Genomic DNA, 17,011 nt, shown 5'->3' on the forward strand with positions numbered 1-17,011 from the left:
CTGCATCTGCTGCTGTCTTCACACAGTCGGGTAAGAATCAATGACAGAGGAACTCAACCAGCCGCGGCGGCATTTCATGGGAATGGCGGCGTTGGCCGTCGCAGCCGCTAAGCTCGGCATGACGAGCATCGCCCACGCGCAACCAAGCAGCCAGGTCCACATTCCCGCGACCGCGCCTGGGACGAACACATCCTTCGCCTCGATCAAGCAGATCGACGCCGGCGTGCTGAATGTCGGCTATGCCGAGCTCGGCGCGAGCGACGCGCCTGTGGTCATCCTTCTGCATGGCTGGCCCTATGACATTCATACCTATGTCGATGTGGCACCGCTCTTGGCGGACGCCGGCTACCGGGTGATCGTTCCCTATCTGCGTGGCTATGGCACGACGCGCTTCCTGTCGCCCGACACGCCGCGCAACGGCCAACAGTCGGCGATTGCCGCTGACATCATCGACCTGATGGATGCGCTCGGGATCGAGAAGGCGGTCATCGCCGGCTGCGATTGGGGAGCGCGAACCGCCAACATCATCGCCGCTCTCTGGCCGGAGCGGTGCAAGGCCCTGGTTTCGGTGAGCGGCTACCTCATCGGCAGCCGTGACCTGAACAAGAAGCCCTTGCCGCCGAAGGCGGAACTTGCCTGGTGGTACCAGTTCTACTTTGCCACCGAACGCGGCAGAGCCGGCTACGAGCAAAACCGCGCCGAATTCGCGAGGCTCATCTGGCAGCTCGCATCGCCGAAATGGAATTTCGACGACGCCACCTTCAACCGCAGCGCAGCGGCGTTCGAGAACCCGGATCATGTCGACATCACCGTCCACAATTATCGCTGGCGGATCAGCCTGGCTGATGGCGAGCGAAAATACGACGATCTGGAAGAGAAGCTCGCCAAATTCCCATTGCTCGACGTGCCGACGATCACCCTGGAGGGCGATGCCAATGGCGCCCCGCATCCGGAGCCTTCGGCCTATGCCAAGAAGTTTTCCGGCAAGTATGAGCATCGGTTGATCACGGGCGGCATCGGTCACAACCTGCCGCAGGAAGCGCCGCAGGCTTTCGCCCAGGCCGTTGTCGACGTCGATCGTTTCTGATCCGCTTAGCTTGCGGGCGGTGATTGCTGAACGCCTGCCCGTGCATGCGGTGACGATCATCCCCCGGGGCGGCACAGCCACATCGGCCGCCTTCCGTCGCCCCTTGCAGACTGGGAGCATGATCGTGCCCGGACTTTATTCGCTAATGGCAAGCCTTTTGCTCCGATGTTTGTGTCGATACCGGTTGCCGTGGGCGCGTTTCGGGACGAACGTTATCAAGCAGCACGTTCCTGGGCAGAGAAGACGTTACCCAAGCTCATTCGCTACAACCGGCTCGATAAAGGTGGGCACTTTGCCCGCCTGGAGCAGCTGGAAGTGTTAGCGCGCGAGCTCAGAGCCTCGTTCAAGTCATTGCGTTAGTCGATTGAAAAGAAACAAAGGCGCGCCCCTGCGTCGCCTTTTCAGACACAAGGAGAAAGCCATGACAGCTGCAACCAGCACCGAGAGAGTGCCAACGGTGGACCTGAAGCTCGAGGTCGTCGTCATCCCTGTTTCGGACGTCGACCGTGCCAAGAGTTTTTATGGCGGCCTCGGTTGGCGGCTCGACGCCGACTTTGCCGTCGGTGACACCTTCCGCGTCGTGCAGTTCACGCCGCCGGGCTCGCCGAGCTCGATCCATTTCGGCAAGGGGATCACCTCGGTCACGCCCGGATCGGTAGGTGGCATGTACCTGGTCGTGTCGGACATCGAGGTCGCGCGCGCCGAACTCATCAACCAGGGCGCCGAGGTGAGCGAAATCTTCCATCGCGCCGGTCCCGGACAGCCGCCGGTGAGCGGACGTCACCCCGAGCGTGGCAGCTATCGCTCCTACGCCACGTTCAGCGATCCGGACGGCAACGGCTGGCTGCTCCAGGAGGTCACCGAGCGCTTGCCTGGACGCGTCGACGCGGGCGCCACGACATTCGCCTCGGTGGCCGATCTCGCTAGCGCCTTCCGGCGTGCGGAGGCTGCCCACGGCGAATACGAGAAGCAACTCGGCCACCGGGACGAGGATTGGCCCAACTGGTACGCCGAGTACATCGTCCGGGAACAGGCCGGCGAGCCGCAACCGTCGTGAGCGGCGACCGCCGTGTAAATGAGTGCGAAGGCAGGGTGGTCCGCAAGCCGCCCTGTTGCCCTGGAGCGCGCCAGTTCACGATTTAAGTGAAATGAAAGATGTAACTCTTTGAAACTTCGTAGTTTTGGACGGAATCTCGCTGCATATTTTTCCCTGCATTGCTCTATCCGCGAAGGGTGATTTCCGCCGCCAGACCGCCACCCTCGCGGTTGCGCAAGGTCAATGAGGCGCCGATGACGGTCGCGAGTTGCTGGGCGATGGCAAGGCCGAGACCCGTCCCGCCGGTTTCGCGGTTGCGTGACTGTTCCAGGCGATAGAAGGGTTCCATCACCGCTTCCAGCTCGCTTTCCGGAATGCCTGGGCCGCGATCGAGGACCTTTATGACCACGGTGTCGTCGGCGCGGCGCTGCACCCCAATTTCCGCCCCGCCGCCGAACTTCAGCGCATTGTCGATCAGGTTGGTGAGGATTCGCTTCAAGGCGTGCGGCCGGGTCACGATGGCCCCGCCGCTCAATTCTCCGACGGTGACGGCCTTGCCGGTATCCTGATAGTCATAGGCCAGACTCTCGATGAACGAGGCGAGATCGATGCGCGAGGCCTTTTCGTCGTTGCCGTGGGCGCTGCGCGCATAGGCGACCCCTTCCTTGACGAGACGTTCGACTTCGTCGAGGTCCTGAATCAGCTTGTTCCTGTCAATGGATTCTTCGGCCATTTCCGCGCGGAGCTTCATGCGCGTAATCGGAGTCTGGAGATCATGTGAGATCGCCGCGAGGATCTGCACGCGCTCCTCCAGATACTGCGCAATGCGATCGCGCATCGCATTGAAGGCCGTTGCCGCATAGGCGACTTCCCTTGGCCCGGTCTCGCTGAGCCGCGGCGTGTTGCCGGTCGGGTCAAGCGTGTCGACGGCTCTTGCAAGATTGGCGAGGGGGCGGACGGCCTGGCGCATGGCGAGCCAGCTGCACAGAACCAGGAGGGCAAGCTGCGCAACGAGTACGTAGGGCAGCCAGTCGGCCACTGGCATGACGCCCCTTGGCGTGACATCTATCGTCAGCGGTGCGCCGTCGCTTAGGCGAAGATGGGCCTGAAAACGGCGGGCTCCGCCGGGGATCGATTCAACCTCGATCGGGTATTTCGCGCCGATTGCGGTCTGGATCCTCGAGGCGACCTCGGCGTCGGCCGCCTTAAGTACGGGATTGCCGGGGATGCCTTGCCCAAGAACGAACCGGTGGGACCCGCGATCAAGTTGGCCGAGCCAGGCGGCACGCTCGGCCGCGGGGAGCCGGTCAAGGATGGCGATCGACGTTGCGACGTCATTTTCGAGCGTATTGAACATCACCGACCTGGCAGCGATGTAGCGTTCGGAAAACAAGACCGCAAACGACATGGCGTGGGCGATTGTCAGACCGGCAAGCAGAATGACGAACAGTCGCGCTCTGAGTGTGCGCGGCCACAGGCGAATTCCGTTGAGAACGGTGGGCGCCATCAGCGCGGCTCCACTATTTCGACCGGCATCGAAAAAACATAGCCCTCGCTGCGCACGGTCTTGATGTAGGTCGGTTCCCGGGCATCGTCGCCGAGGCGCTGGCGAACCCGGCTGACAAGGAGATCGATGGAGCGGTCGAAGAGTTCGGCCTCGCGTCCCTGGGTGAGGTTGAGCAGCTGATCACGGTTTAGGACGCGTTGTGGGTGATCGATGAAAACGCGCAGAAGGCGGTATTCAGCTCCGCTGAGTGCAATGACCGTTCCGTCGGAGTCGACTAGATGTCTCGCCGTCGTGTCCAGCTTCCATCTGCCGAAACGCAGCAGTTGCCCGGCCTCCGAGATCTGCAGATTCGGAGGCAGCATGCGCGCGCGCCGCAGGACCGCCTTGATGCGAGCCAGCAGCTCGCGCGCCGAAAACGGCTTGGCGAGGTAGTCGTCCGCGCCCATTTCAAGCCCGATGATGCGATCCATCTCATCGGAGCGGGCGGTCAGCATGACGATGGGTGTCGCCTTGTGTCTGCCGACACGCAGCTCGCGGCTCAATACGAGGCCGTCGTCTCCCGGCATCATGAGGTCGAGAATGATCAGATCGACCGTATTGGATTCGAGGAATGTGCGCATCTGGCGTCCGTCGGCGACGGCGGTAACGCGTAGACCGTTCTTCTTCAGGTAAGCCGATACCAGCTCCCGGATTTCCCGATCGTCATCGACGATCAGGATGTGATCAATGTGCTCCATCGCGCGATCTCCACCGTTCAACTGCCATTCCTTATCAAAATGAGCCTGCCGTGGCAGCATCGTTCGACCGTGCGCCCATGCCGAAGCGCTTAGAGCGGGATGAGGAAAAGTGTGCGCGGTTTTCCGCCCGCATCCCGCTCTAACTCAATAGTACCGACGCAAAGGACGGAAAGCGGCGCGCAGTTCTGCACTGAATAGATCCGGCTCCTCCCACGCGGCGAAGTGCCCGCCCTTGTCCACTCGATTGTAGTAAATCAGATTGTGATACGCCCGTGCCGCCCAGCTCTTCGGCGGCCTGTAGACTTCGCCCGGGAAAATCGTCACGGCCGCTGGGATCGAAATGGCGGCCAGCCTATTGTTGCCGGCAGCGTTCTCCCAGTAGATCCGGGAGCTTGAGGGCCCCGTATTCGTCAGCCAGTAAAGCGTGATGTTGTCGAGGATCTCATCACGGGTGACCGACCGTTCCGGTTCGCCGCGGGTGAACACCCAATCAGCGATCTTGTCGTAGAACCATGCCGCCAGTCCGGCGGGCGAGTCGGCGAGGCCGTATCCGACGGTTTGCGGACGCGTCCCCATGATCGCGGCGTATCCGAATCCCTTGTTGAGGAACTCCCTGGCCTCACCAAACACCGCCCGTTCCTCGGCGGTCAGGTTAGCCGGCGCGGGATCGCCGCTTTTCAGAGCCTTCGCAACTTCCGGCGGGAGCGTGGTGGAGCGCTCGATCCTGTTGACGTGGATGCCGAGCAGACCCGGGGGCGCTTGGCGTCCCATGGCATCGGAAATGATGGCGCCCCAATCGCCGCCCTGTGAAACGTAGCGGCCGTATCCAAGGCGCTTCATGAGGACGTCCCAGGCGCGGGCGATGCGGCCCGGGTTCCAGCCGGTGCCCTTGGGTTTCTCCGAAAAGCCGAAGCCGGGAATGGACGGAAGCACGAGATGAAAGGCGTCTTCCGCGGTCCCCCCGTGCGCGGTCGGATCCGTCAGCGGACCGACGATTTTCAGCAACTCGAAAATCGAACCTGGCCAGCCGTGGGTCATGATGAGCGGCAATGCATCGGCATGACGGGAGCGAACGTGGATGAAATGAATGTCCAAGCCGTCGATATTCGTCTGGAACTGGGGCAAGGCATTGAGTTTCGCCTCTGCCTTGCGCCAGTCGTAGTCGGTCTCCCAGTGGCGCACGAGCCCCTGAAACCTCTCGAGTTGCACGCCCTGGGACCGGTCGCTGACCGTTTCGGGGTCGGGCCAACGTGTCGCCGCAAGTCGGTGGCGAAGATCGACGAGTTCTGCTTCCGGCACATCGACCCGGAAGGGGCGGATGGCGTCTGCCGCGAAAGGCGGGGAGGCAACAGCCATCGCGGGACGGAACAGTGCTGCAAGACTTGCCGCAGCCGCTCCGTTCAGGAGCAAGGCCCGACGGGAAAGAGTAAAAGCGTTGACCGGTTTCTGTGTTGTCAAGTTCGCACCCCTTTACCGATCGTCTGGTTTCCATGCCATGGCAACAAAGCTCACTTGACAGGCACAACGAGGGGCTTGCCCTTGTTGACGATATAGGTCGCGAGCTCCGAGGCCTTGCTGCTTCCGACATTCTTCGCCACGTGGGCCACTCCGTCCGGAATGAACAGGGCCTCGCCGGCGTGGAGCGTCACGGGCGCTCTCCCTTCGAGCTGGTACTCGAGCGAGCCTTCGAGGACGTAGGCGACCTCTTCGCCCGGATGGGAATGCTTGATCGAGATGGCCCCTGGCTCGAAGTCGACACGCACCTGCACCACCTCGCGTCCGGGAGTGCCAAGATCGTCCTTGAGTAGGTCGGTGCGGTGAATTCCCGGCTGCTGCGCCTCAGCAACGTTGAGCGTCCATCCGCCGCCAACGATCAGCAAGGCAGCCGCCATGATCCGAGTGGTTTTCATAAGGTTATCCTTTCACACCTATGATCGAGCCTTCATCTTCGAGGCCGGGGTCAATTTCAGCGCAGGCGTGTATTGGCGATGTGTCGGACGCGCGGCTATTTGTAAGCCCATGTATCCGCGGGCGCGCCGCGCTGATTTACCGCCGTCGCTTCGGTGGTCCGGGCGAGCGCCCGGCCGGCGCCGGTCTCACCCTCAGGCCGAAGCCTCACGCTGGGTGAATTCAGCGGCATGCAGCTTGACGAATTCATGCACGCTTATGGGCGTCCTGCCAGTGAGCTTGAACAGGTCATTCGTCATGCGGTCGTAGCGCCCCTCCGCGTGAAGCTTCGACATCACGGAAAGGTGGCTGGCGAGGTGATCCGGTACCCCGAAGCCGCGCAGAGCCTCGATCCAGCCGGCAAGCGGCACGTTGCGATAAGTTATCTTGCGGCCCAAAGACTCGGAAAACGCCCGGGCGTAATATTCGAGATCCGCCGACTCGTAACCGGTCAGGTTGTAGACCTTGCCGATATGGGGCACCGGGTCGTCGAGAATTGCCGACACGGCGTGCGCCACGTCGACGGCCGAGATCGGCGAGGTCCTGCTGTCACCGAGCGGCAGCGCCAGCTCGTCGCGCTGCTTAACGCCTGCGGCGGAGAGACGCAGGAAGAAGCCTTCGAGGAACACCGTCGGCCGCACTGTCACGACAGGGAGCCCCGACCAGGCCAATGCCTGCTCCGCAAGCCAGTGCAGCTTGTGTTGCGGGCTGTCGGTGGTTTCGGTGATGCTCATCTGAGTCACCGTCATTTGCGACATGTTCACGAATGCCTCGACATCATGGTGCCGCGCCACGGCGGCCGTATTGACGGTCGCTTCGAGATAGGCCGGCGAAACCGACATGCCGAAATAGATGCGGGACACGCCCTCGATCGCGCGGTGCATCGATCGAAGATCTGTCAGGTCTCCCTGCACGACTTCTGCACCAATCCGCCTCAGACCCTCGGCGCGCTCGTCCTCCTTGCGGACCAGCGCGCGCACCTTTTTGCCCTTGGCGAGCAGCATTTCGGTGACGTTCCGGCCGATGGCGCCGAGATCTCCGGCGGCTCCGGTCACCAGGATCGGCCTTTCATTCGTGGAGGTAGTGGTCATGTTGAAGTCCTTTCAATTACAATCTGTTGGATCCGTTTGTTCAGACGGTCTCGATGGTCTTGCGCTCTTGGGCCTGCAGGCCTTCGATCCTCGACGGAGCAGTGTGCTCGCGGACGAGAGACGCTGGTGTCCGGTCGATGAGCAGTCTCCTTTCAGGTCGAGTTTCGAGTTCACGCCATATGCTGTATATGCAACATTTAAATTGGAGCAGTCCCTGGAAAAGCGTGCAGCATTGTTCGTCAGGGACTGGCTTAACTTCAGAGACTTGCGAGTTCTTCCGGAGGAAGGCTGTTAGCCACGCTGACGATGGCGGTGACACCTTCCTCGCCGAGCAATTCCCTTGCCTTCACCTGCGCCGACCGCCACGCCGGCACCGCGGATACCAATAGATCCTTGCCCGCTTCCGATATGATGACGGGACGGCTCCGGCCGCCCGCGTCCGATACCATCTCCTCGACCAATCCCTCCGTCAGGAGCGGCGCCAGATTGCGCGTGAGCGTCGAGCGATCCTGGTAGTTGGCCCGTCCGATCTCGGCACGGCTCGCTCCGCCCAGCTTCGCGATCAGCACGAGCAGGGAGAACTGCGAGGCATTGACGCCGTGCGGCCGAAGAGCCTGATCGTAAATGCCGGTTATGACGCGCGATATCCGACGCGTGCGCGTCATCACGCAATCGCGCGTGACCTCGCCTACAACGCCTGCATCGGCCGTCTTGATCTCGGTGGTCATCATCATGGTCTCTCAACGGTGCATATGCACCATGGTAAGTATGGTGCATATGCAGCATACTTTCAATGCTCTGATGCCACGCAGAACGTAACGCGACCCCGCAACTTGTCCTTTCGCCGCAACGACCGGGAATTCGCACATCCTGTCGAGAAGGTCGCCCCGAGGCGGGTCTCGGCTTTGGGACATTGCAGTTCACTTTCGCTCTGCCTGCACCAATACGCTGAGAGGATGACGAGTGCGCAATTCTGCGATACTGTTTGTGCGCCGCACAATCCGAAACAGGCAAGGCTGATGCTAGCAACCGCGAAGGCAATGCAACGGGCCCCACTCCGCGTCGACCTTGCCCTTCAGGGCGGCGGCGCCCATGGTGCTTTTTCCTGGGGCGTGCTCGATCGCCTTCTGGAGGAGCCATGGCTGGCGATCGAGGGGATTTCCGGCACCTCGGCCGGAGCGATGAACGCGGCGGTCATGGCGCACGGCTATGCCGCCAACGGCGCCGCAGGCGCTCGCGAGGCCTTGGGGGCATTCTGGCGCAAAGTATCGGAGGCGGCGCGCTTTAGTCCCTTCCAACGCGGCCCCCTCGATGTCTTATTCGGTCGCTGGACGCTCGACCACTCGCCGGTTTTCGTGGCGATGGACATGATGGCGCGGGTGTTCTCGCCTTACAATCTCAACCCTACCGGCGCCAACCCGCTCCGCGCCATACTGGCGGAAGCCGTCGATTTCGGGCGGCTCGCGGCCAGTCCGATCAAGCTGTTCGTGACGGCAACGAATGTCCGCACCGGCCGCGGCCGCGTGTTCCGTAACGGCGAGCTGACCCCGGACGTGCTGCTTGCTTCCGCGTGCCTGCCGACGCTGTTTCAAGCGGTCGAGATCGATGGCGAGGCCTATTGGGACGGCGGCTACGCCGGCAACCCAACGATCACGCCGCTGGTTCGCGAATGCATATCGCAGGACACCATTCTCGTGCAGATCAACCCGGTTGAAAGGGCTGGTACACCTCGGTCCGCGCGCGAGATCCTCAATCGCATCAACGAAGTCTCCTTCAACGCGGTCCTTTTGAAAGAACTGAAGATGATTGCCCTGCTTCGGAAGGTAGCGCAGGTGGAGGATGACGAGGGCGCGCGCTGGGCGTCGATGCGCATCCACCGTGTCGCAAGCGACACCATGACCGACCTCGGTTACTCCTCGAAGCTCAATGCGGAATGGGAGTTTCTGACCATGCTGCACAACGAGGGACGCAGGTCCGCCGAGGCCTTCCTGGACGCCCATGGCGACGATCTCGGCCACCGCTCGTCGCTCGATCTCGATATCTTGCTGGAGGGGGTCTGACGGGTGGGGCTTCTCGGTATTCTGATTGGGCTCGGGCTTTTGATCTGGCTCGCCTTCCGGGGCTGGAGTGTCCTGCTGCTGGCGCCGTTAGGCGCCCTCGTTGCCGCGCTCTTTGCCCGCGAACCGGTGCTGGCGCACTGGACGCTGACCTTCATGAACAGCGCCGCAGGTTTTTTCGCTCAGTTCTTTCCGCTGTTCCTGCTCGGTGCACTCTTCGGCAAGCTGATGGAGGATAGCGGTTCAATAACCGCCATCGCCGATTTCATGATGCGGCGACTGGGAAAGGACCACGCCATCCTCGCCGTCGTCATCGCCGGTTCGCTGGTCACCTATGGCGGTGTGAGCCTCTTTGTCGCCTTCTTCGTCCTCGCTCCGATGGCGCAGGAGCTGTTCCGGTCGAGCGGAATTCCGCGGCGGCTGATGCCTGCGGCGATCGTGCTTGGAACGTCCACTTTCACGATGTCGGCATTGCCGGGAACGCCATCGATACAGAATGCCATCCCGATGCCCTTCTTCGGCACGACGCCGTTTGCGGCGCCAGGTCTCGGCATCTTCGCTTCGGCCATCATGCTTTGCTTCGGCCTGTGGTGGCTTCGTCACGTCGCGGCGGCTGCGCGCATGTCTGGCGAAGGGTTCGGGGAGGGCGCGCCCGCGACACCCGAACGTCTCGCGTCCGACGACCAGCTGCGCGAACGCGCCACGGTCGGCAGGGAATTCGATCCGGCCGAGATCGCGCACGGCCGACACAGCGAGGCGGGACCGCCAATCCTGGTCGCTATGCTGCCGCTCGCTGTGGTTGTCCTTGTCAATCTCAGCATGACGCTGTTGATCCTGCCGGCGCTTGATCTCGGGTTTCTTGCGGATGATCGCTGGGGAGGGGTTTCGCGCTCCGCGGTCAGCGGTGTATGGGCCGTCGTCACGGCGCTGGCAGCCGCGGTCGCGACGGTCGTCGCGTTGAATTTCCGCCGACTGCCGACATTGCGCGCGACGATGGACGCAGGCGCCAACGCGTCCGTCCTTCCGGCGGTCGCCGTCGCCAGTCTGGTCGGCTTTGGAGCGGTTGTCGCGGCGATGCCCGCCTTTGCGATCGTGCGCGACTGGGTGCTCGGTATCGGTGGAGGGCCACTCGTTTCGATCGCGGTGGCCACGAATATCCTGGCGGCGCTCACCGGCTCTGCCTCCGGCGGTCTTACGATCGCCCTCGACGCGCTTGGAAGCACCTACCTGATGCGCGCACAGGAAACAGGTCTGGATCCTGCACTGTTGCACCGTGTCGCGGTCATCGGGGCAGGTACACTGGATAGCCTGCCCCACAACGGGGCAGTCGTTACCCTGCTTGCCGTTTGCGGGTCAACCCACGGAGAGAGTTACCGCGACATCGTCGTTGTCGGAATTATCGGAGCGATCCTTGCGCTGAGCGCGGTCATCGTTTTGGGGACCATTTTCGGCTCGTTCTGATACTTCCGCGAAAGGGAAGGTCGCGACTGAGCCGCCGTTGGCTTCAACCCCTGACAGCGGGTCTTGGCTACGCTCCCGTGTCTCTAGCAACCGCGCAGCGCGCACTTTCCCGTACCGGGCGATGCCGATCTTGATGCCCACCAGCACGGGTGCCGCGAAGACAAACAGCAGGGCGACCGCGTTGAAGGCCGTGTCGAAGGCGATCACGGTGGACTGGCCTGTCACGGCCCGGCCGAGAAGGCTCGTCGCTGCCCGGCCTGCGACTGCCGCGTCCATCCCTTTCGCGCTCAGCATGGCTGTCGTGGTCGCCAGGCGCTCGATGACCGCGGAGCGCCCCCCAGTGACGCTGGCGCCGAGGACCGCGACATTGCCGGCGACGTTATGGTCGATCAGCGTCTGGAGTGCGGCGACCCCGATGAGGCCACCAAGCTGGCGACCCGTATTGAAGAGACCGATCCCGGAGGCGAGATTTCGGCTGTCGAGCTTGCTGAAGGCGATCAGGGTGATCGAGAGAAACAGGAAGCCAAGGCCGAACCCGCGCAGCAGAATCGCCGCCATCATGTCAGCCGCGCCGCTTTCGACGGTCGATCCGGAGAGCATCCACATCGCAATCATGATCATCAGGATGCCAAAGGGCACGGTGGCGAACGGAGGAACGTGGCGGACCTGCATGAGAAAGGCGGCAATGAGGAGTGCGCCGACGAACAGCGCGCCGCTCGGCAACAACAACTGCCCGGCATCGGTGGGGGTGAAGGCGAGGACGGACACGGCAAACGACGGGATCAGGTACGCGCTCCCGAACAATGCGGCGCCGGCAACAAAACTGACGATAAAGGCGAAGAGAAAATCGTCCGATTTGAACAAGGTGAAATCGAGCAGGCCTTGGCCCTTTGCCAACTCCTGCTGGCCGAGGAATGCCAGCAGAGCTGCCGCACCGATCACAGTCAGCCACAGGATGCGGGGTTCCTCGAACCAGTCCCATCGGCTGCCTTGGCTGAGGACGTAGGTGAAGCAGAAAAGCGTGATGGAGATCAGCGAGAAGCCGATCCAGTCAAACGGGCGGTGCGCCGTCCTGACCGGCGTCGGGCTGTCTGCGACCATCAGGAGCCCGGCAGCCGCTAGCGCGACCGGAACGACGCTGAAGAAGATCCACGTCCAGGACTGGCTGTCGAGCAGCCACCCCTGAAGCGCCGGGGCGATCGTGGCGGGCGCGACAACGGACCCCATCGCAAACAGTGCCTGAAGGATCGGCTGGCGGGATCGTGGATAGGCGAGAAAAATGATCGCCTGGCCGCCGACGAGCAGGGTGGCGCCGGAGAAGCCTTGAATCATGCGCAGCGCGATCAGCAGGTCCAGCCGCGCCGTGACGGCGGCAATGCCGCACGCCGTGCCCATGGCGAGCGTCGAGGCGATGATGAGGCTCAGCGGATTGATACGGCCCATCAGCCAGGGAACGGTCATGAATCCGATCAGCTTGAGAGAGGTGTAGCCGACATCCAGCCAGGCGAACTCATCGGGGGTGGCATATGTGTCGCCGATGATGTCGCCGCGCCCGAGCGAAAGGACCGTGCTGGCGATCGCCTCGGTCAGCGTGGCAAGCACGATGCCCGCAATGAGAAGGGCCCCTGCCTCAGACCTGCCGTGGCTCGGTGCTACGGCGACGGTGGTGGTCATGGGTCGCTTCCCGTATCCACCGCGACGCGAGCGGACAGGCCGGGCACGAGCCGGCCGGGCATGGGATTGCTGGCAAACCGGATCTTCACCGGAACGCGCTGGACGACGCGAACGAAGTTCCCGGTTGCATTGTCTGCGGGGAGCAAGCTGAAGGCCGACCCGCTACCGGGCGCAAAGCTGTCGACCACGCCTTCAAGCGCCCCGTTAGGATAGCCGTCGACGGTGATGCGGACGCGCTGACCGGGTTGGATATGTTCGATCTGGGTTTCCTTGAAATTCGCTACGATCCACACATCGTTGACCGGAACGATATCGAGCAGGGGGACGCCGGGCGCAACAAACCGGCCGATGCGGACCTGACGGTTGCCGATAACGCCGCCGACAGGCGCTCGGACCACGGTGCTCTCGAAATCGATCTCAGCGAGGCCGCGCGCGGCCCGTGCCTGCGCCACGGCAGCGACGGCCGCCTGGCGCTGGGCGGCAAGGACGGCGATGCGTTGTTGCTGCGCCTCCAGCGTTGCGGCGGCAGCCGATACGCTTGCCTCGGCTCTCGTTCGCGCCGCGTCGCTTTCATCGACATGGGCCTGGCTGATGGTGTTGCTGCGGATGAGTTCGCGGCGGCGGTCATAGGCCTTGGTCGCCAGATCCAGTTCGGCAACAGACGAACGCCGCTGGGCCTCGGCCTGGCGAATCATGGCGTGCTGGAGCTCTGTCTCCGCATCGACATTGGTGAGGTGCGCCTCGGCCGCTGCGACATTGGCCTCCGCCTGTGCAAGCCGCGCGCGATAGTCGCGATCGTCGATGCGGAACAGGACGTCACCCGGCCGGACCGTTTGGTTGTCCTTGACCTCTACCGCCATGACGTAGCCCGCGACCTTTGGGGCGAGCGAAGTAACGTCCCCGCGGACATAAGCGTTGTCGGTCGACGTCGAGCCGCTCGAACGGGCCCAGGCCCAGCCGCCCGCCACGACGACCACGGCGCCGAGGCACAGCGCCAAGCCGACCACCTTTTTCTTGTTGAGTTGCGCCACAACGACCTCCGGTAATGTTCGTTACCAATGACATACGGTAATCGGCGTTACCAGTCAAGGGGGTGCATCGCCCATTTGAGATAGCGGGCGTTTGTTATTCCTATACTGAGCAGAGAGCGTAATGGCTGAAGGAGCAGCAGTCGACTATACAAAGGTTGGCTAGTATAGAGTCAGAATTTCAAGGGATAAAAGCTGTGGTTGCAGCAAAGTCGGGGCGGTTGAAAAGTCGTCGGAAAGCCGTTCTTCAAGCGGCTGCCGAGGTCTTCTTCGAGCAACGCTGCAGCGTGATGCTAGATGCGTACAGGGCGCTGTAGCACTTTGAATTGCTGCATGTTTCTATCCTTAATTCGGGTGCAATTTAAGGGAACATGCAGTAGGCGGCGAACATCGGCGCGATCATGGAACGTCCCGTGGGCGGAGCGAACCACTCAGGGACCGAGGAGAATTTCAGGCTGATGATTGCCTGCGCACGCACGGCGCTATCGATCCTGGCAATCAAGCAGATCAAAGGGCATGACTCTGATTGCCTGCGGCGCGGGAGACGGTCGCTTCCGCCGCCGCGTCAACCGGCAGCGTGAAGATAAACGTCGCTCCATGCGGTTCGTTGTTCTCCGCCCATAATTGTCCGCCATGGGACTCGACGATCGAACGGCAGATCGCGAGCCCCATGCCCATCCCGTGCTCTTTCGTCGTAAAGAACGGCTCGAATATCCTGTCAGGAGAAGCGACGCCCGGGCCGCGATCACTGATTTCGGTCTGGACGACATCCCCCATCCGGCGCACCCGTATTCCGAAAACCCTGTCGCCCACAGTGGAATCCATCGCATCCATGCCGTTGCGGATGAGATTGATCAGAACCTGCTGGATCTGGACGCGATCCAAGGCGACGAATGGCAGGTTGCTCTCCACATCGACCTCCATACGAACCCGCCGCCGCGCCGCCTCCTCGGCCATGAGGTCGCGCGCTTCGGCGATGACGCTGGAGAGTGTTGTACTGGTCCTCGTCTCTACGGAATGTTTGAACAAGGCGCGGATGCGGCTGACCACGTCAGCCGCCGAATTGGCATCCTGAATGATGCGCTCCGCCCTCTTCTGCGCCCGCTCGATATTGGGCGGTTCGGCCATGAGCCAACGTTGGCAGGCGTACGAGTTTGCCACGATAGCCGCCAGCGGCTGGTTGACCTCGTGCGCGATGGACGCGGAGAGTTCGGCGAGGCTTGCCGCCTGGCTCGCGCGGGCTAGGTTTTCCTGGGCGAGGCGCAATTCATCGCGCCCACGCACCTGATCTTCGATATCGAGGCAGACACCGTTCCATTGAACGATCGCGCCGTCGCCACTGCGCATCGCGGCTGCGCGCATTTCAACCCACCGGTACTCGCCGTCGAAGCGACGTAGGCGATGCTTCTGCGCATAGGGTTCGCCAGTGGCCAAGGAGTGCGCGAGCAGCTTTTTTACCGCGGCCAGATCGTCCGGATGAATGATCGCGTTTAGCACGCTTGCGAGGCGCGAGGTGCCAGCGACATCCTTGTCCTCGACGTTGAAGCCAATGAAGCCACTCAGTTGCTGGCTGAAGTATATGGGCTTGCCGTCCGGCGCTGCACACCAGATGAGCGCAGGCAGCGTCTCGACGAGTTCTCGCAGCGAGCGCTCGCTTTGGCTCAATCTGAGCACCGCCAGCTGGTGCTGCCTGGATATCGCGGCCACGATGAGCGCCGATAGTGCCGAGATGGCCAGAAAGAGCTGCAGCATGATCTGCCTTTGCCTCTGGGACTCGGGATCGCCGGCAAACTGGCCGGCGCCGGATATCGTGAATACCGTGGTGATCAGAGCCAGGACGATCAAGGTGATGGCGGCGCCTCTGAGTTCAAAGCGCACTGCCGCCCAAAGGAGAGGCGGCATGATGATGTAGGCGAAGGGGAGGTAACCGCTCAAGGAAAGGGCGGCGACACCGAGAAAGATCAGCCCAAGAACACTGGCCTCGATCCATCGCGCGGCGGAGAGCTGGGAATTCCCGTGCCAGTTGTGGAACACGTCCAGCGCCAACGGCGCCACGATCAACACCCCGGTGGCGTCTCCTATCCACCATAGTGGCCAAGCCGCCGTAAAGGTCTGCGATTTTATGTCAAACCACGCAAGTGTCGCACTTCCGACCGTCGCGCTTATGGCAGGCGCAATTCCAGCGCCCAGTACGACGAATGCGAGAACTTCCTTCAAGGTTTCCAGCCGAACCGGGCGCCCGCAGGTACGGGTCACGAGCCATGCACCGGCCATCGCTTCAAGAGCGTTGCCCACATACATCAGGAGGGACGCAGGCAGCGGGCTATGGAACCACAAGAACTGACCGATCAGTTCACCGACGCAGCCCGCCAGCACCCACCACGGCCAACTCGGCGTAGCGGCGAGCATAAGCGTAGCCATGAAAAGCCCGCCCGGAGTCCAAATTGCAATGCTTGTTCCGGGTACGATCCCGAGCACATGCGCGAAGGCGCAGCCCAAGACATAGGCCGCCACAAAGAGCGCCAGATGCAAGAATCGAGGGCGGTGCAACCAGACGCTCATCATCGGCTGCTCCTACCGGACAAAGAAAGTCTGGGGACTGCGGCGCCGCGTGTAGCGTTTATCCCCGATATCCGGGATGGCGAAATCACACCCAAACCCTAACCCCCAAGGCCCGAGCCACACCTCATGGAAAATCCACGTGTCGCGCGGACACGTATCGCACGGAGATGTGAACTCGCTTCCGTATGTGATGGCTCGAGACCATGCCGATGACCTGAGAGAGCTCGCGCTCCCACTCGCGCAACGCGGAGCCCGGTTCTGTTGAAACACGCCGATGTCAGCCGACGCAGTGAACCATCCGGTGATATAACTTTTGCTGTTATGAGACGGTCCATTTGTACACCGCATAGCGGGTTTAATGCAAAAGAGATCGTTTGTCCGAGAGCAGAGCTCTCGGCGCGATTGCCGGCGGGCCGTGATCGATTGCGCATTCTGATAGCTCGCTCTCATCGTGGCTTTCCAGTCAGGGCGTCGCCGATCGCTGCGAGCAGTGCCTGCCCGTCGAAAGGTTTGCGGAAGAACCGGTTGTGCTTTGCCAGCGGCGGCTCAGGGATCTCGTGGCGGCCGGTGATCAGGATCACTGGCAATCCGGGGCGCCTCTCGCTCATCAAGCGCTTCAGTTCGAAGCCGTCCATGCCGGGCATGCCGATGTCGGTGATCAGACAATCGATCTCCGGCAGCGCATTGCTGTTCAAGAGGGTATGGGCCGACGAGAATGCCCGTACGGTGTGCCCCGCTGACTCAAGAAGATCCTGGAGCGAATCGAGCACGCGCTGGTCATCGTCGACGACCGCCACGACGGACTTTGAGTTGGACATGCGTAC

The 17,011-nt window shown here is 62.2% G+C and carries 14 protein-coding genes; 4 read left to right on the plus strand and 10 right to left on the minus strand.

Annotated elements, in window-relative coordinates:
- Nucleotides 1-40 precede the first annotated feature (40 nt).
- Together PZN02_RS20505 and PZN02_RS20515 are read left to right on the plus strand one after the other, a co-directional pair.
- Complete coding sequence (locus PZN02_RS20505; RefSeq protein WP_280662517.1) at nucleotides 41-1,087, plus strand: alpha/beta fold hydrolase; 1,047 nt, start codon at nucleotides 41-43, stop codon at nucleotides 1,085-1,087.
- Between the two features lie 421 nt (nucleotides 1,088-1,508).
- Nucleotides 1,509-2,144, plus strand: a complete 636-nt coding sequence (locus PZN02_RS20515; protein ID WP_280662518.1) for a VOC family protein — start codon at nucleotides 1,509-1,511, stop codon at nucleotides 2,142-2,144.
- A 163-nt stretch (nucleotides 2,145-2,307) separates the two neighbouring features.
- Here the strand turns inward: PZN02_RS20515 and PZN02_RS20520 are convergent, their stop codons facing one another.
- The 6 genes from PZN02_RS20520 to PZN02_RS20545 form a co-directional block, all read right to left on the minus strand.
- Nucleotides 2,308-3,630: a sensor histidine kinase gene (locus tag PZN02_RS20520; RefSeq protein WP_425336334.1), complete on the minus strand. Its 1,323-nt coding sequence runs from the start codon at nucleotides 3,628-3,630 to the stop codon at nucleotides 2,308-2,310.
- Entirely contained in the window at nucleotides 3,630-4,367 is a 738-nt protein-coding gene (locus PZN02_RS20525; RefSeq protein WP_280662519.1) for a response regulator, read from the minus strand. The genes PZN02_RS20520 and PZN02_RS20525 overlap by 1 nt, the downstream gene beginning before the upstream one ends.
- 144 nt (nucleotides 4,368-4,511) lie before the next feature.
- Nucleotides 4,512-5,825: an epoxide hydrolase family protein gene (locus PZN02_RS20530; RefSeq protein ID WP_280662520.1), complete on the minus strand. Its 1,314-nt coding sequence runs from the start codon at nucleotides 5,823-5,825 to the stop codon at nucleotides 4,512-4,514.
- 50 nt (nucleotides 5,826-5,875) lie between these two features.
- Nucleotides 5,876-6,277, minus strand: coding sequence for a cupin domain-containing protein (locus PZN02_RS20535; protein ID WP_280662521.1), 402 nt, complete (start codon nucleotides 6,275-6,277; stop codon nucleotides 5,876-5,878).
- A gap of 192 nt (nucleotides 6,278-6,469) precedes the next feature.
- On the minus strand, nucleotides 6,470-7,405 hold the full coding sequence (locus PZN02_RS20540; RefSeq protein WP_280662522.1) for an NmrA family NAD(P)-binding protein: 936 nt from the start codon (nucleotides 7,403-7,405) through the stop codon (nucleotides 6,470-6,472).
- A gap of 257 nt (nucleotides 7,406-7,662) precedes the next feature.
- On the minus strand, nucleotides 7,663-8,139 hold the full coding sequence (locus tag PZN02_RS20545; protein ID WP_280662523.1) for a MarR family winged helix-turn-helix transcriptional regulator: 477 nt from the start codon (nucleotides 8,137-8,139) through the stop codon (nucleotides 7,663-7,665).
- A 285-nt stretch (nucleotides 8,140-8,424) separates the two neighbouring features.
- Here PZN02_RS20545 and PZN02_RS20550 point away from each other — a divergent pair, with 285 nt between their 5' ends.
- Together PZN02_RS20550 and PZN02_RS20555 are read left to right on the plus strand one after the other, a co-directional pair.
- The gene (locus PZN02_RS20550; protein WP_280662524.1) at nucleotides 8,425-9,465 is read left to right on the plus strand and encodes a patatin-like phospholipase family protein; all 1,041 of its coding nucleotides are present in this window, start codon (nucleotides 8,425-8,427) and stop codon (nucleotides 9,463-9,465) included.
- A gap of 3 nt (nucleotides 9,466-9,468) precedes the next feature.
- Nucleotides 9,469-10,923, plus strand: coding sequence for a GntP family permease (locus tag PZN02_RS20555; RefSeq protein ID WP_280662525.1), 1,455 nt, complete (start codon nucleotides 9,469-9,471; stop codon nucleotides 10,921-10,923).
- Here the strand turns inward: PZN02_RS20555 and PZN02_RS20560 are convergent.
- From PZN02_RS20560 to PZN02_RS20575, 4 genes are all read right to left on the minus strand, one after another.
- The gene (locus PZN02_RS20560; RefSeq protein ID WP_280662526.1) at nucleotides 10,816-12,597 is read right to left on the minus strand and encodes a DHA2 family efflux MFS transporter permease subunit; all 1,782 of its coding nucleotides are present in this window, start codon (nucleotides 12,595-12,597) and stop codon (nucleotides 10,816-10,818) included. The genes PZN02_RS20555 and PZN02_RS20560 overlap by 108 nt on opposite strands.
- The gene (locus PZN02_RS20565) at nucleotides 12,594-13,628 is read right to left on the minus strand and encodes an HlyD family secretion protein (protein WP_280662527.1); all 1,035 of its coding nucleotides are present in this window, start codon (nucleotides 13,626-13,628) and stop codon (nucleotides 12,594-12,596) included. Before PZN02_RS20565 ends, PZN02_RS20560 begins: the two co-directional genes overlap by 4 nt.
- A gap of 504 nt (nucleotides 13,629-14,132) precedes the next feature.
- Nucleotides 14,133-16,190, minus strand: a complete 2,058-nt coding sequence (locus PZN02_RS20570; protein WP_280662528.1) for an MASE1 domain-containing protein — start codon at nucleotides 16,188-16,190, stop codon at nucleotides 14,133-14,135.
- Nucleotides 16,191-16,633: 443 nt separating this feature from the next.
- Entirely contained in the window at nucleotides 16,634-17,005 is a 372-nt protein-coding gene (locus PZN02_RS20575; RefSeq protein ID WP_280662529.1) for a response regulator transcription factor, read from the minus strand.
- Between the last annotated feature and the right edge of the window lie 6 nt (nucleotides 17,006-17,011).

Origin of the sequence: Sinorhizobium garamanticum, assembly GCF_029892065.1 — a bacterium.
GTDB classification, from domain to species: Bacteria; Pseudomonadota; Alphaproteobacteria; order Rhizobiales; family Rhizobiaceae; genus Sinorhizobium; species Sinorhizobium garamanticum.

Coding starts and splice junctions, on each gene's coding strand:
- PZN02_RS20515 (WP_280662518.1), top strand. CDS start 1,509: ATGACAGCTGCAACCAGCACCGAGAGAGTGCCAACGGTGGACCTGAAG.
- PZN02_RS20545 (WP_280662523.1), bottom strand. CDS start 8,139: ATGATGATGACCACCGAGATCAAGACGGCCGATGCAGGCGTTGTAGGC.
- PZN02_RS20570 (WP_280662528.1), bottom strand. CDS start 16,190: ATGATGAGCGTCTGGTTGCACCGCCCTCGATTCTTGCATCTGGCGCTC.
- PZN02_RS20525 (WP_280662519.1), bottom strand. CDS start 4,367: ATGGAGCACATTGATCACATCCTGATCGTCGATGACGATCGGGAAATC.
- PZN02_RS20540 (WP_280662522.1), bottom strand. CDS start 7,405: ATGACCACTACCTCCACGAATGAAAGGCCGATCCTGGTGACCGGAGCC.
- PZN02_RS20520 (WP_425336334.1), bottom strand. CDS start 3,630: ATGGCGCCCACCGTTCTCAACGGAATTCGCCTGTGGCCGCGCACACTC.
- PZN02_RS20550 (WP_280662524.1), top strand. CDS start 8,425: ATGCTAGCAACCGCGAAGGCAATGCAACGGGCCCCACTCCGCGTCGAC.
- PZN02_RS20560 (WP_280662526.1), bottom strand. CDS start 12,597: ATGACCACCACCGTCGCCGTAGCACCGAGCCACGGCAGGTCTGAGGCA.
- PZN02_RS20535 (WP_280662521.1), bottom strand. CDS start 6,277: ATGAAAACCACTCGGATCATGGCGGCTGCCTTGCTGATCGTTGGCGGC.
- PZN02_RS20505 (WP_280662517.1), top strand. CDS start 41: ATGACAGAGGAACTCAACCAGCCGCGGCGGCATTTCATGGGAATGGCG.
- PZN02_RS20575 (WP_280662529.1), bottom strand. CDS start 17,005: ATGTCCAACTCAAAGTCCGTCGTGGCGGTCGTCGACGATGACCAGCGC.